General features: G+C 43.5%; 12 protein-coding genes. 8 read left to right on the forward strand and 4 right to left on the reverse strand.

Annotation, left to right across the window (positions count from 1 at the left end):
• Positions 1-80 precede the first annotated feature (80 nt).
• From rpoH to ftsY, 4 genes are all read right to left on the reverse strand, one after another.
• On the reverse strand, positions 81-947 hold the full coding sequence (rpoH, locus tag KPL72_RS00005) for an RNA polymerase sigma factor RpoH (RefSeq protein WP_212916947.1): 867 nt from the start codon (positions 945-947) through the stop codon (positions 81-83).
• 130 nt (positions 948-1,077) lie between these two features.
• Complete coding sequence (gene ftsX / locus KPL72_RS00010; protein ID WP_212916948.1) at positions 1,078-2,085, reverse strand: permease-like cell division protein FtsX; 1,008 nt, start codon at positions 2,083-2,085, stop codon at positions 1,078-1,080.
• Positions 2,085-2,756, reverse strand: coding sequence for a cell division ATP-binding protein FtsE (gene ftsE, locus KPL72_RS00015; RefSeq protein WP_212916949.1), 672 nt, complete (start codon positions 2,754-2,756; stop codon positions 2,085-2,087). Before ftsE ends, ftsX begins: the two co-directional genes overlap by 1 nt.
• Positions 2,757-2,834: 78 nt before the next feature.
• The gene (ftsY, locus tag KPL72_RS00020) at positions 2,835-4,070 is read right to left on the reverse strand and encodes a signal recognition particle-docking protein FtsY (protein ID WP_219701020.1); all 1,236 of its coding nucleotides are present in this window, start codon (positions 4,068-4,070) and stop codon (positions 2,835-2,837) included.
• A 172-nt stretch (positions 4,071-4,242) separates the two neighbouring features.
• Here ftsY and KPL72_RS00025 point away from each other — a divergent pair, with 172 nt between their 5' ends.
• The 8 genes from KPL72_RS00025 (at position 4,243) to KPL72_RS00060 (ending at position 14,171) form a co-directional block, all read left to right on the forward strand.
• Positions 4,243-5,559, forward strand: coding sequence for a peptidase M16 family protein (locus tag KPL72_RS00025; RefSeq protein ID WP_219701027.1), 1,317 nt, complete (start codon positions 4,243-4,245; stop codon positions 5,557-5,559).
• Positions 5,556-6,158, forward strand: coding sequence for a 16S rRNA (guanine(966)-N(2))-methyltransferase RsmD (gene rsmD / locus KPL72_RS00030; RefSeq protein WP_212916952.1), 603 nt, complete (start codon positions 5,556-5,558; stop codon positions 6,156-6,158). Before KPL72_RS00025 ends, rsmD begins: the two co-directional genes overlap by 4 nt.
• Before the next feature lie 176 nt (positions 6,159-6,334).
• Positions 6,335-8,263: a methyl-accepting chemotaxis protein gene (locus tag KPL72_RS00035; RefSeq protein ID WP_249422024.1), complete on the forward strand. Its 1,929-nt coding sequence runs from the start codon at positions 6,335-6,337 to the stop codon at positions 8,261-8,263.
• 241 nt (positions 8,264-8,504) lie between these two features.
• A complete protein-coding gene (gene metX / locus KPL72_RS00040) occupies positions 8,505-9,662 on the forward strand; it encodes a homoserine O-succinyltransferase MetX (RefSeq protein ID WP_219701029.1) in 1,158 nt (385 codons plus the stop codon).
• Positions 9,662-10,252 carry a methionine biosynthesis protein MetW gene (gene metW, locus KPL72_RS00045; protein WP_072839443.1) on the forward strand — a complete coding sequence of 197 codons (591 nt, stop codon included), beginning with the start codon at positions 9,662-9,664 and terminating at the stop codon, positions 10,250-10,252. The genes metX and metW overlap by 1 nt, the downstream gene beginning before the upstream one ends.
• 80 nt (positions 10,253-10,332) lie before the next feature.
• Positions 10,333-10,941, forward strand: a complete 609-nt coding sequence (gene rdgB, locus KPL72_RS00050; protein ID WP_219701031.1) for an RdgB/HAM1 family non-canonical purine NTP pyrophosphatase — start codon at positions 10,333-10,335, stop codon at positions 10,939-10,941.
• A complete protein-coding gene (gene hemW / locus KPL72_RS00055) occupies positions 10,938-12,107 on the forward strand; it encodes a radical SAM family heme chaperone HemW (protein WP_212916955.1) in 1,170 nt (389 codons plus the stop codon). The genes rdgB and hemW overlap by 4 nt, the downstream gene beginning before the upstream one ends.
• A 480-nt stretch (positions 12,108-12,587) precedes the next feature.
• Positions 12,588-14,171, forward strand: coding sequence for a BCCT family transporter (locus tag KPL72_RS00060; protein WP_219701032.1), 1,584 nt, complete (start codon positions 12,588-12,590; stop codon positions 14,169-14,171).
• Positions 14,172-14,217: the final 46 nt, after the last annotated feature.

Here is a 14,217-nt window from a genome sequence, read left to right on the forward strand (position 1 = left end):
AGCCGGTTAATAAAGTGTCCAACTTTATGGGGTCACTTCACTTAGAGGGCTATTTAATTATTGCCTGTTAGGTATAACAATCAGTCAAACTGACCATCACCCATAGCAAGACGAATTTTCTTCATCGCATTCTTTTCAAGCTGGCGAATACGCTCAGCAGAGACACCGTATTCATCAGCCAAATCATGTAAGGTAGATTTAGCATCAGACAACCAACGCTGTACTAGAATATTTCGGCTACGCTCATCAAGATCAGCCATCGCCACTTCTAGACGCTGGTTGGAATCTTCTTCCCAATTACCATTTTCAAGCAAGGTGGCAGGATCTGAACGATGATCTTCTAAATACTGTGATGGCGCTTGGAAAGCACTGTCGTCATCATCGTCGGCTGAAGCATCAAACGCCATATCAGAAGAACTTAAGCGCCCTTCCATTTGACGAACCACCTCTGGCGTCACACCCAAATCACTAGCAACAGATTCAACTTCTGAGTTGCTGAACCAAGACAGAGTCTTTTTCGCACTGCGCAAATTAAAGAACATTTTGCGTTGTGCTTTTGTCGTCGCCACTTTAACAATGCGCCAGTTTTTCAGAATAAATTCATGAATCTCTGCTTTAATCCAATGCACAGCAAAGGACACAAGGCGAACACCAACTTCTGGGTTAAAACGTTTAACCGCTTTCATCAAGCCAACGTTGCCTTCTTGGATAAGGTCGCCTTGAGCTAAACCGTATCCAGAGTAACTTTTCGCAATATGCACAACGAATCTCAAGTGCGACATAACCAAAGTACGCGCTGCCTCAAGATCTTCTTGATAATAAAGACGTTCCGCCAACGCTTTTTCTTCGTCTGCGGTTAAAATCGGAATTCTGCTGACGGCTTGTATATAAGACTCGAGGTTCTGACCAGGAATCATCATATCCGTAGGCTGAAGAGCTTTACCCATCTCTATTTCCACCTTTCTAATTGTTCATACTGTGTATGACAAAATACTAACAAGTAAATTCTGCTTGTGTGTGACATAAATGTGAATAAACCATGGCTATTATCTTAGTAGTGATATTAGCCTTTCATTGTCACTGCAGTTCAATAGTTGTGATATGTCGGTTAACGGCAATCCATGCGCCAAACACACCAACAAATGCACTAATAGTTAAACATAAAACAATTTCATCCGCATTAAAAGTCTGCAGTTGAAAACCGCTTTGATAGAGATCAATCAACCGTTCTGCTGGAGCACTTACCCACCAGCTAAGCACGAGAATACAAAGGCTGGCGAAAAAACCACCCAGTACACCGAACCAAAACCCCATGTACAAAAATGGGCGGCGGATATAAGCATCGGTTGCGCCAACCAATTTCATCACCAACACTTCATCACGGCGACTTTCGACCGCCATGCGAATGGTATTACCGACAATCAGTAGTACAGCGACAACCAACAAAACCGACAAAGCATAGACAAATCGCTGCCCAAAACTCAGTATATTCGCAAGACGCTGTAACCATTGTGCATCAAGTTCTGCATAATCCACTTCTTTTTGCGCCGCTAGCTGGTCTCGCAAGGCCTGCAAACTTGATAATGTTGTGATATCGACCGCTTGTTTAGGAATAACACGTAAAACAATCGGCAATGGGTTCTCTGGTAGAGAAGACATAATCTGCTCATAACCACTCGAACGTTCAAAATATCGAAGCCCTTCTTCCTTAGAAATGTATTCCACCGACGCCACATCCGCTTGCGCAGAAAGACGGTGTGAAAGGGCAAGAGCTTGCGTGTCTTCTAGATTAGGAAAAAGATACAAGGTAATAACAGATTGCTGCTCCCATTGATCCGTCACAGATTGCACGTTTTTCAGCAAAACATACAAGCCACCCGGTAAAGACAAAGCAATAGCAATCACCATTATGGTCATAACGCTCGCCAACGGATAATTTACAAGGCGCATAAAGCTTTCGGTTAGCGTCGTTTGATGCTGACGAAAATATTTACTCGGACTAAAAGACGTTCGCGTCGGCCAATTATGCTTGGTTGCTTTAATTGATTCTCTTGTCGCACCGCGTTGATTTGGCTTCTGAACCATCAACCAAACCCTCCGTCATTGACCATTCGACCCTGATTTAAGGTCAAAACACGATGACGCATACGAGCTACCAGCGCTAAATCATGACTGGCTACTAAGACTGTCACACCAACGCGATTGAATTCTTGAAATAGGTTCATGATTTCTGCTGACAATTTGGGATCCAAATTACCCGTTGGCTCATCAGCCAACAAGAGTTGAGGCTTGTTCACGACAGCTCGCGCAATACCAACACGTTGTTGTTCGCCGCCCGATAATGCCATTGGATTGTATTTTTCTTTATCCAATAAACCGACCTTATCTAATGCTGCACGCACTCGCTTGGCAATTTGCTGAGAATCTGCTCCGCTTACCAGTAACGGCAAGGCAACATTATGGAAAACACTTCGATCTAATAGCAACTGATGATTTTGAAATACCACACCCACGCGACGCCGATGATGAGGAATCGCTCGGCGACTCAAAGTCCGTAAATCGACACCATCAACCAAAATTTGGCCTGAGGTTTGGCGCTCGATCATCATCATGAGTTTCATCAAGGTACTTTTACCCGCACCAGAATGCCCAGTAAGAAAAGCCATTTCACCTTGCTGCAAATGAAAGCTCACCTGCGACAATGCTTCTTGTCCACTCTCGTACTTTTTACCCACTCGTTGAAATTCGATTTCCACGCTAATCCAGCATCCTTAAATTAGAAAGAAGAAAGGTCTAATCACCACTTATTCGCTATCAAACTATTTATTATCAAACTATTCACTATCAAATAAGGCGTCGACAAACTCTTTAGCAACAAATGGACGTAAGTCATCCGCTTGCTCACCTACACCAATATAACGTATAGGAATGCCGAACTGTTTGGCGATGGCGAAAATAATACCGCCTTTTGCGGTTCCATCCAGCTTAGTTAGTGTGATACCGCTCACACCAACCGCTTCGGAAAACAGCTTAGCCTGACTGATAGCATTTTGACCAGTACCAGCATCCAAAACCAACATAACTTCATGTGGCGCGTTTTCATCTAGTTTTTTCATCACACGAACGACTTTAGACAGTTCGTTCATCAAATTCGCTTTGTTTTGTAGACGACCAGCGGTATCTGCAATAACGATATCGATGCCTTTAGCTTTGGCGGACTCAATCGCATCATAGATAACCGACGCTGAATCTGCACCAGTATGCTGCGCTACAACAGGAACATTATTGCGTTCGCCCCAGACTTGAAGCTGCTCAACCGCCGCAGCCCGGAAAGTATCACCTGCCGCCAACATAACACTTTTGCCTTCTGCCTGATATTTTTTGGCTAACTTACCAATGGTTGTCGTCTTACCAACACCATTTACGCCTACCATTAGAATCACAAAAGGACCGTCTTTACTGACAGGCTCAAGTACTTGCTGAGACTGGCTAAGAATACCTTCCATGTCGGCTTTTAAATGATTTAACAATGTAGCCGAATCTTTTAGTTCTTTGCGATTTAGCTTGTCGGTTAGCGCACTAATCAAGGTTTGTGTAGCATCGATACCAACATCCGCCATCAGCAACTGAGTCTCTAGCTCTTCCAGCAGATTATCATCCACTTTTTTATGACCACCGATAACAGAAGACAGACCATTACCTAGACCACTACGTGTGCGAGACAAACCAGATTTAAAACGCTGAGACCAGGATAACGTAGGCTGCACAGGCTCACTTGGTGCTTCTTCAACCGTTTTCGTTGTCGTTATGACGGCTGACTTATTAGCATCCGTGGTTTGATCGTCAGAAGTCAAAGTTTCCACTTCATCAGATTCATCCTGAACTGAATCTGGCGTATCTATATCCTTTTTCTTGGCAGCGGCAATATCTGCATTCATTTTGTTCACAAAACGACGGCGAACAACAAAAGCAATAATGGCTAAAAGTGTTCCAATCGCAATAGGAACATAACGCGCATATTCACCAAGATACGGTGTAAAAAAAGCAATAATTTGATTAACAACTTCCATTAAATCAGTCTCTTTATTTTGACTGATGCGATAAACATCAGTGAAATGCTATGATTAGACACAGCGCCACATACATGGACACTTAAAAACGATTATTTTAACATCATTCTGGCTCGCAAACAGGCTTAGTTTTAACCAAAATACTCTTAACACGCACCACTCAAGGCTCATTATGTCCGATGATAGCAAACCTCTATTTAGCCGACCCGTTCTGGCTGCGGTCATGTTGTTCTGTACTCTGGCTATTTGGTTATTAAATCTAACCGCTCCGAGCAGTAAATTACCCACACCACAAATTGAAACTTGGACGACTAAATCCGGTATTCCGGTTATCTGGTTAAAGCAAGCACAATGGCAAGGCAGTAACAAACTCGAAGTTCGTTTTTCATTTCGTTCGACTACCGACAACCTAGCATTGACCCAAGCGACCCTTGCCATGTTAATGAGTGATTCTCTACCACTTAGCACAGCATCGATAAACCAAAGATTAGCGCCCTTGGCAGCCAGCGCGAGTAGCTATTATGATCATGAAAATCAAACTATTGGTTTAACTCTGAGTAATGAACCTAGATATTTAGTGCCGACTCTTTCTTTGGCAGCCAACTGGCTCAAGCAACCAGATTTCAAACGCCGTACTTTTGATGTGTGGCAAACACAACAACAAGCTAACCCACCGGTTCAACATGAACTCGAGAATGTTTTGTTTTTTGATAAAACTCACGAACAAAATGACTCAACAGTACCTGTAGTATCATTAGACCAAATCGCAGACTACTACCAGAGCTTAAAAGCATCCACCGCTGCGATTTTTGTTGTGGGTGATATGTCGCCAGAAGCGAAACAAACAGTCCAAGATGCGATTAACACCATCAGCCAAGATTATCGACTATCAAACACTTCAGCCGAGGCCATTTATTACGAGTCAGTCAGTTCAACGATTCAACAAAATGAAGGTGAGCTTTGGCAAACCCGCAGCGCCATTGCATTAATGCAAGTGTCTTCAATCAAAGAATGGATCAGTTTGCAAATTTGGGGCGCAGACTTGGTTTCTACGCTCAACCAGCAACAACATATTGATTTTGTTCAACTAGCCTTAACGCTTTCGCCACAACGTCCTTGGGCATGGTGGAATATCCAATACGCCGATAACATCACAGAAACAGCGAACGACCCCAGCGATAATGACAGTCGCTTCATGAATGCTAAAAGCCTTGTATTTGTAGAACAAGTTCCCTCAGCAAACGACAAAAAAACCTTTGACACATTGCTGGATAATTTCAAACAACAACTCGAACAGCAAACACTATCACCAACATGGTGGAGCTATATTGCCACACAAGTCACTCATCAAGATGGCCCGCTCACCGTGAAACAATTCGCCGAAGGCTACAAAGAAGCCGTCGACAGCTTCACCATAGAAGATTATCAAGCGGCTCTACAGCACCTATTAAAGCCATCGTCCTATCAAGAGATTCAGGTTTACCAATGAAGAAGAAAGTTCTAAGTAACGTTTCGAATAAAAGCAAAGCAAAGGCATCAAGACTTCGTATCATCGCCGGTGAATGGCGCTCACGCCAATTGCCGATTCCAGATATTGAAGGCTTACGTCCTACTCCAGACAGAGTAAGAGAAACCTTATTCAACTGGATCAATGCTTACCTTCCAGGCGCGGTATGTGGCGACCTGTTTTGTGGCTCTGGTGCGCTAGGATTGGAAGCGCTATCACGTGGGGCAAAACACATGACCTTTGTCGATAACTCTCGCGTAGTGTCACAACAGATGCAAACAAACTTAGCGACATTAGACGCGACAGATAAAGCTAATGTGATCGCACAAAACGCGGCAGTCTTTCTTGATACGGTAACGCCACATGCTATGGATATTGTGTTTTTAGATCCACCATTCCGCAAAGGCTGGTTGGCACAAATTATTCCTTTACTTGAAACCGGTTGGCTCGCGGACCGTGCGCTTGTTTATATCGAAATGGAAAAAGAAGCCGACCTACCCGCACTACCAAGTCATTGGTCTTTATTGAAAGAAAAAGTTGCTGGTCAATTGGTCTATCGGCTATTTGAAATTTCTAAATAACAAAATCACCAAGCCCTATCCAAAAATAGGGCTTTCTGATTCACCGATACACGCACCGCACCAAAAATACGCAAAACTACCTTTTCCCTCCTATACTGCTTTCATCAAAACAAGCTATATCAGCCATCGTGATTTGAGCACGATACTTGCATAGCCTAGTAAAATATGTGCTCTGAATGAGCACTTCACAAAAACTTCGCCACGCGATGAAGGTGCCTATGCTGTCAAACCTATCCTTTAAGACAAAACTACTCATACTTCTTATCACCGCGATTATGGGATTAATTATCGTCACCTTTGTTGCAATGGAAGGGCTTTCTTCTCAACAAAGCGCTAATAATGAACTGAGAAACCTTTCAAAAATTCAGGCATCTAATGATCAACTCAGCATTCACATGCTAGAAATTGCAGATAGTCTGCGATCTATTTCTGTAGAAAACTATCAAGACTATGTTGCTAGCGCAAAAGAGCAAATTGCACAGAATGCCAACATCATCGCTACGAATATCGAAAAAGCTCAGAGCCAAAATTTAAAGCAAACCCTCGAAGAAAACCTAGTAGAACTCAATGACTATAGCCAAGCACTTATGGCTCTTATTGAAAAACGCTACATTATTGGCTTTGACTCGTCTTCAGGCTTACGAGGCAGCATAGATAAAATGGGCTCAGAGATAAGCGAAGACATTCAAAAGCTTAGCTTATTAAAACGCGAGTTTACCAATGTTCGTAAGGCTGAAGCAGGCTATCTATCAGATCCAACCGAAAGCAATCTAGAAGAATTCACCACAAGCTTCGACCGCTTTGATAATCGAATTCAAAACTTTGGTTTTCAAGATACTCACGGCGTTAAGGCCAACGCTTATCGTGATGCCATCTTCCAATACGGTAAGGAATACGCGTCACTTAGTGATACTGAGAACACGTTTACCACACAAAAAAATCGCTTCACAGAAAGCCAGCTAAAAGCCAATCAATTAATTGAAGACAAGGTTCAGCAAGCAGAAACCAGCGCAGAAGAAAGCTCGGCTCAAGCCAATGCCACCCTATTGGCCGTCAGTATCGCGATCATTCTCGTCGCAGCCCTTCTTATGCTTGCTATTGGCCGCAGCGTCAACAGCACCTTACAAAATATCATTACAGACCTTAATAAGGTCAAAAAAGGCGACATGTCATCGAAAGCGTCTGTTAATACCAAACGCAACGACGAATTCGATCAATTAAGCCAATCACTCAATGAAATGACAGGCGGTTTGGGTGATGTATTAAAAGACGTTGTCTCCACTACAGATAATGTCAGTACTATGTCCACCGATTTGAACAACACCATCAGTAGCATTGCCAGTAGCAACCACTTGGTTAATCAGCGCACACATTCATTAGCGTCCGCCACTGACGATATTTCGAGCCGTTTAACCGAATTGTCTAGCACCACCAATACGCTTCAAGCGCATTCCAATGAAACCTACCAATCAGCTAAGTCTGGTGCTGACACAATCAAGATGGTGTTAAGCAGCATCACCGACACAGTGAATATTGTAAACATGACTAGCCAGCAACTCGATGAACTTGGTCGTTTATCCAAAAATATCGACAGCGTCATTGCAATGATCAACGACCTTGCAAGCCAAACCAACTTGCTTGCGCTAAACGCCGCGATAGAAGCGGCTCGCGCCGGCGAAGCGGGTCGAGGATTCTCTGTGGTCGCAGACGAAGTACGAGCATTAGCAGAGAAAACCGTCGACGCAACATCAAAAATTACGGACATCGTCAATACCATTCAACAGTCGACCCAAACCGCGATAAGCACGATGGAAAGCGGACAAGATAACTTAAGAATCATCGGTGAAAATGGCAGTAAGGCCGAAGAAGCCATGCGTGACATCGAAAACAACGCCATGACAGGATCGAAATCCACAGACTCAATGGCAAGCGCCATTCAAGATGTTGCTAGCACCGCCATCCAAATGAGCACCGAGATGGAAGAAATTGCTCAACAGTTAAATCAAGATACACGCTCTATCGATATTTTAGCGGATAAAACCAAGCAAATTCAGCGTATTTCTGAACAACTTGCTGTTAAAACTCAGGTATTCACTCTCGTTTAACGCCTTATTACTCCATAGATATCAGTAATAAGTAAAACGCTTCTGTCATTAACAGAGACAGAAGCGTTTTACTTTCAGCCTTCTAATGCCATACACAGATTGATGGCGACATCCGCCTCTTGATGACACTGTACACAAACGCTAGACTGTGTAGCATCTTTCATCGATGAGCCTTCCCACGTTTCTTCACGGGAATTCGAGCACTTTCTTTAGGACTTTACTTTAGGATAACAACAAACCTATGCCGGACGTCATTCCAGCCGACTCTGTTGGTATTGTTACGCCACAGATTGCGCAATTCGACACACCGTTGGCGCTTTCCTGCGGACAAACCTTGTCATCGTACCAACTGATTTACGAGACTTATGGAACCCTGAATCAAAGCGCTTCCAACGCTATCTTAATTTGTCACGCACTGAGCGGAGATCATCACGCTGCAGGCTATCATGCCATGTCGGATACCAAACCAGGTTGGTGGGATACGGCAATAGGACCTGGCAAAGCCATCGATACAGATAAGTTTTTTGTTATTGCACTCAATAATTTAGGTGGTTGCTGTGGTTCAACAGGGCCAACCAGCATTAATCCAGAAACTGGACAACGATGGGAAGCCAGTTTTCCTATTGTCACAGTAGAAGATTGGGTTGAAAGCCAAGCACGTTTAGCCGATTTATTAGGTATCCAAACCTTTGCCGCTATCGTCGGAGGTAGCCTTGGCGGCATGCAAGTACTGGAATGGAGCATTCGCTTCCCCACTCGCTTGAAATCAGCGGTAATTGTCGCGTCAGCTCCGAAGCTATCGACACAGAATATCGCCTTCAACGAAGTCGCCCGTCAGTCTATTCGTCGTGATCCAGACTTTTTTGATGGCAACTACATAGACAACGATTCGGTGCCAACTAATGGCCTTGGGTTGGCGCGCATGCTAGGTCACATTACCTATCTTTCAGACGATGCCATGGGTGCTAAGTTTGGCCGTCAGATGCGCCATGACAGCTATCAATACAATTACGGCATTGAGTTCGAAGTGGAAAGCTACCTGCGTTATCAAGGCGAAGCATTCACAAAACGCTTTGACGCCAACACCTACATGTTGATGACCAAAGCGCTGGACTACTTTGATCCCGCCTCACAAACCAATGGCGACTTATCCGCGGTTCTAAGCCGCGCACAATGTGAGTTTTTATTGGTTTCCTTTACCACCGACTGGCGTTTCTCCCCAGAGCGCAGTGAAGAAATCGTCAACGCGCTAGTCAAAGCTGGCAAGCAGGTTTCTTACGCCAAGATCGAAGCGGCAGAAGGTCATGACGCCTTTTTGTTCCCAATACCGCGCTACATGGCCGTGTTAAACACCTTTTTATCCCGTGTTGCCAATAGCCTTACAACGGAGGTCAAATAATGCGCTCGGATTTAGAAATGATCGATGAATGGGTTCAGCCCAATATTCGAGTGCTCGATTTGGCCTGTGGTCCCGGTGAGTTGCTTCACCATCTCATTCAAAACAAACAGGTGAAAGGCTATGGTTTGGAAATCGGCCCTGACGATTTAAATACCTGTATCGAAAAAGGCATTCCAGTTTTAGAGCAAAACATCGACGAAGGTTTGCAAAACTTCGATGACCAAAGTTTTGACTTAGTCTTGATGACCCATGCTTTGCAACAATTTCGTCGCCCAGATTTGTTGATCGATGAAATGCTGCGCATCGGCAAAGAATGCATTATCACTTTCCCGAACTTCGGACATTGGCGAAGCCGTTTGCATTTGGCGTTAAAAGGCAGAATGCCAGTATCGGATTTCTTGCCGTATAATTGGTACGACACACCAAACATTCACTTTTTCACCTTTCAAGATTTTGAGCGTTTATGTCGTGAAAAAGACATTAAAATCTTACGTTGGGCTGCCGTAGACGGCCAACTAAAAGACCATTGGTGGATTCGCTCCATGCCTAACTTATTCAGTGAAACGGCTATCTTCCATATCAGTCGTTAACTCACCAACAGCAAATTAAATAGAACGATCAACAAGGCGGCGAATCAGCCGCCTTTGTTTTAGAAAATGAAGGAAAACCGATGAACAAGACCATCGTACTAGCCAGTAACAATGCTGGTAAAATCAAAGAATTCAATGCGTTATTGGGTGACATGGGCATTGATGTTAAACCGCAAAGCGAGTTTAACGTCGAAGAAGCCGAAGAAACAGGCTTGAGCTTTATTGAAAACGCTATTCTAAAAGCGCGCAATGCTTGTGCTCACACTGGCTTGCCTGCTTTGGCCGATGATTCTGGCATTGAAGTGGATTATCTCGACGGTGCACCAGGCATTTATTCGGCGCGTTTTGCAGGCGACCACGGTAATAACGCAGCAAATAACAAGCTGCTATTGGAAAAACTAGACGGCGTACCTGAACTAGAACGTACAGCTCGTTTCCATTGCGTATTGGCTTATATGCGCCATAAAGACGATCCAACACCACAAGTGTTTCATGGCGTCTGGGAAGGCCGTATTTTGACCTCTACAGAAGGCCAAGAAGGCTTTGGTTATGATCCCGTATTTTATGTACCGGAATGCGCTTGCAGTGCGGCTAGCCTACCAAAAGAAGTGAAGAACCAAATTAGCCATCGTGCCAAAGCCTTGAAACAGCTTTTCGCTGCTTTTCAGCAACAAGGTAAGTCATTTTGAGTTCTCAGTTACCACCACTAAGTTTGTACATCCATTTGCCTTGGTGTGTGCGTAAGTGTCCTTATTGCGACTTCAATTCCCATCAAGCAGACCGTTTTGAAGCCAATGGTAAACTGCCAGAAGAGGCCTATTTGGCGCAACTTTTGGCAGATCTAGATGCTGATCTACCTTATGTCGCTGGACGAAAAATCCAAACCGCCTTTATTGGCGGTGGTACGCCAAGCTTGATGAGCGAAGATTTCTATTATCGTTTAATGGATGCGCTACGCGACAAGCTAACTTGGACTGAAAATGCTGAAATCACCATGGAAGCCAACCCAGGGACCTTTGAGCAAGAAAAATTTCGCCATTTTCGCCAAGCGGGCATTAATCGATTGTCCATTGGTATCCAAAGTTTTCAGCCAAACCTGTTGAAAACCCTAGGAAGAATCCACAACCGTGAGGAAGCGATACACGCTGTGGATAAGTCTAGAGCCGCGGGTTTTGACAATATCAACCTCGATTTGATGCATGGCTTACCAGATCAGAGCCTAGAAATGGCGCTAGAAGACTTATCTCTTGCTATCGAATTGAACCCTGAACACTTGTCTTGGTACCAACTGACTATCGAACCAAACACTGAGTTTTATCGCCGCCCTCCAACACTTCCTGAAGACAATACCTTGTGGGGAATTCAAGACGCAGGGCAAGAGCTGCTAACCAAACATGGTTACGCTCAGTACGAAGTTTCAGCAAACTCGAAAGAAAATCGTCGCGCGGAACACAATCTTAATTATTGGCGCTTCGGCGATTACATAGGAATTGGGGCTGGCGCTCACGGCAAGATCACATTAATTAATGGTCAAATATTTCGTACACGAAAGACTCGGCATCCAAACCATTACCTAAACAACCTACCTGAAGCCTTGGTGATTAAAGAAGCCATCGAGCAAGAAGACCTGCCGCTTGAATTCATGATGAACCGTTTACGCTTGTTCGAAACCTTTGATTTAAAGGACTACGAGCGTTTTACTTATCAAAGCGTGCCAAGTTCTCTGGTCAAAGCCTGTGAAATAGCATTAAAACAAGGCTTGTTAGATGCCGATGAATGGAAAAATCAGCGCGTCAAAACCACTGAAAAAGGCAAATTATTCCTCAATGAATTGCTTGAATTATTCCTCCCGTAGCGCGTCATTTTATTTACTATAATTTGACATCTAAGCATTTAGATGTAACTCTTATTAAGTTAAGAACAAAAAAGGCCATCTTTGATGGCCTTTTTTGTTCACGTTAGCAACACAAAAAACTAGTGACTTTTTAACAAAAACGATCTTTTTAAACGAAAGAAATCGCCCATTGTTTCGTTCTAACTCAACAATTTACAGCATTCTATATCTCGTATTCTCGTTAAATTATTGAGACGCAATAAGGTGCTTACTTAACAAGCAAACTTATCAAACTAGATTATGTAGTAATTGTGAAAATAGGACAAAATACGTCGTATTAAGAACAATCCAGTAATAGGAATTCTTTTACGGTTAGGTAGCGGAATTGTGTAAAAAACGCTCATGTTGATTTTCGTTTAAAAAGATTTGAACAGACCGTTATAAATTCAGTGATCCAGCAAAGGTCTTGGGGAAAGTTTTCACTAATTCGGGAGAATGTTTATGAGTAATAAAGTACCTGACAATGGTCGGGCAGAATACAACACATCGTATAAGGTAGGCCAAGATAACATCAAGTTTCTTGGTCTTGACGTACTAAATCCAGTGTTTAGTACCAGCGCTCTTATTATTTTTGCATTTATCATTGGCAGTATTTTATTCCCTGCCGATGCAAGTGCAATTTTATCTGGCGCAAAGAATTGGTCGATTAATAATTTTGATTGGTTCTTCATGGTTGCTGGTAATATTTTTGTCCTCTTTTGTTTGCTTCTGATCCTTCTTCCTCTTGGTAAAATTCGCCTTGGCGGCACAGAAGCCAAATCAGATCACTCTACTATTACATGGTTCTCTATGCTTTTTGCAGCAGGCATGGGTATTGGCTTGATGTTCTGGAGTGTCGCTGAACCAGTTGCTTATTATACAGGTTGGTACGGAACACCATTTGATGTGGTTAAAAACACGCCAGAAGCAAGAGACTTGGCAATGGGCGCAACTATGTTCCATTGGGGCCTTCATCCTTGGGCCATTTACGCGGTAGTCGGCCTGTCTTTGGCCTTTTTTGCGTACAACAAAGGTTTACCTCTTACTATCCGCTCTGCTTTTTACCCATTATTTGGTGAAAAGGTGTGGGGGGTAATTGGTCATGTAATCGACGTTATTTCGGTTATTGCGACTATCTTCGGCTTAGCTACATCACTAGGTTTTGGCGCACTACAAGCAACAAGTGGTCTGCACTTCTTATTTGATATTCCAAATACGCTAACCACACAAATTTTGGTAATCTGCGGTGTAACCGCTGTTGCGATTTTCTCTGTAGCTCGTGGTCTTGAAGGTGGCGTAAAACTACTGTCTAACGTCAACATGATCATTGCTGCAGTATTAGCTATATTCATTGTGATTGTTGGAAACACAGGCGCTATCCTTGCTGCAATAGGTTCTTACTTCCTGAATTATGTTGAATACATTATTCCCCTAAGTAACTGGATTGGCCGTGACGACACAACTTTCTACCATGGCTGGACTGTGTTCTATTGGGCTTGGTGGATTTCCTGGTCACCATTTGTTGGTATGTTTATCGCACGCGTTTCACGCGGTCGTACTGTTCGTGAATTCATTGTTGCGGTTCTATTAGTACCAACCGTCGTTTCCCTAGTATGGATGGCTATTTTTGGTGGGTCAGCTCTAGACCAGTCTGCTAATGGCATTGGTGCTTTGGCAAACGGAATCTCTGATTCTTCTCTAGCTATGTTCCAAATGTTTGCAAACCTTCCAATGACGTCTGTGATTTCCTTCATCGGTATCATTCTAGTATTGGTGTTCTTTGTAACCTCTTCTGACTCTGGCTCTTTGGTTATCGATGGTATTACCGCTGGCGGTAAAACAGATGCCCCAATGATTCAGCGAGTTTTCTGGGCCGTTCTAGAAGGTATTATTGCGATTGCATTGTTAATTGGTGGTGGTTCTGAAGCACTTGGTGCAATTCAGGCTGCAGCAATCACTATCGGCTTACCATTTACCGTACTCATGTTAATCATGTGTGTGAGCTTGTGGAAAGGCTTGAATAGCGATATGCACCTCTATAAATAAGCGTAGATTTATAGCAATTTTATAGAGATCCATAACAACCCAAAAA

It is taken from the genome of Marinomonas lutimaris (genome assembly GCF_019426345.1).
Lineage (GTDB): Bacteria > Pseudomonadota > Gammaproteobacteria > Pseudomonadales > Marinomonadaceae > Marinomonas > Marinomonas lutimaris.

What these genes read in the sequence shown, in the direction of transcription:
- rpoH (WP_212916947.1), bottom strand. Translation starts at nt 947, where the DNA reads ATGGGTAAAGCTCTTCAGCCTACGGATATGATGATTCCTGGTCAGAAC.
- ftsX (WP_212916948.1), bottom strand. Translation starts at nt 2,085, where the DNA reads ATGGTTCAGAAGCCAAATCAACGCGGTGCGACAAGAGAATCAATTAAA.
- ftsY (WP_219701020.1), bottom strand. Translation starts at nt 4,070, where the DNA reads ATGGAAGTTGTTAATCAAATTATTGCTTTTTTTACACCGTATCTTGGT.
- KPL72_RS00025 (WP_219701027.1), top strand. Translation starts at nt 4,243, where the DNA reads ATGTCCGATGATAGCAAACCTCTATTTAGCCGACCCGTTCTGGCTGCG.
- rsmD (WP_212916952.1), top strand. Translation starts at nt 5,556, where the DNA reads ATGAAGAAGAAAGTTCTAAGTAACGTTTCGAATAAAAGCAAAGCAAAG.
- KPL72_RS00035 (WP_249422024.1), top strand. Translation starts at nt 6,335, where the DNA reads ATGAGCACTTCACAAAAACTTCGCCACGCGATGAAGGTGCCTATGCTG.
- metX (WP_219701029.1), top strand. Translation starts at nt 8,505, where the DNA reads ATGCCGGACGTCATTCCAGCCGACTCTGTTGGTATTGTTACGCCACAG.
- metW (WP_072839443.1), top strand. Translation starts at nt 9,662, where the DNA reads ATGCGCTCGGATTTAGAAATGATCGATGAATGGGTTCAGCCCAATATT.
- rdgB (WP_219701031.1), top strand. Translation starts at nt 10,333, where the DNA reads ATGAACAAGACCATCGTACTAGCCAGTAACAATGCTGGTAAAATCAAA.
- KPL72_RS00060 (WP_219701032.1), top strand. Translation starts at nt 12,588, where the DNA reads ATGAGTAATAAAGTACCTGACAATGGTCGGGCAGAATACAACACATCG.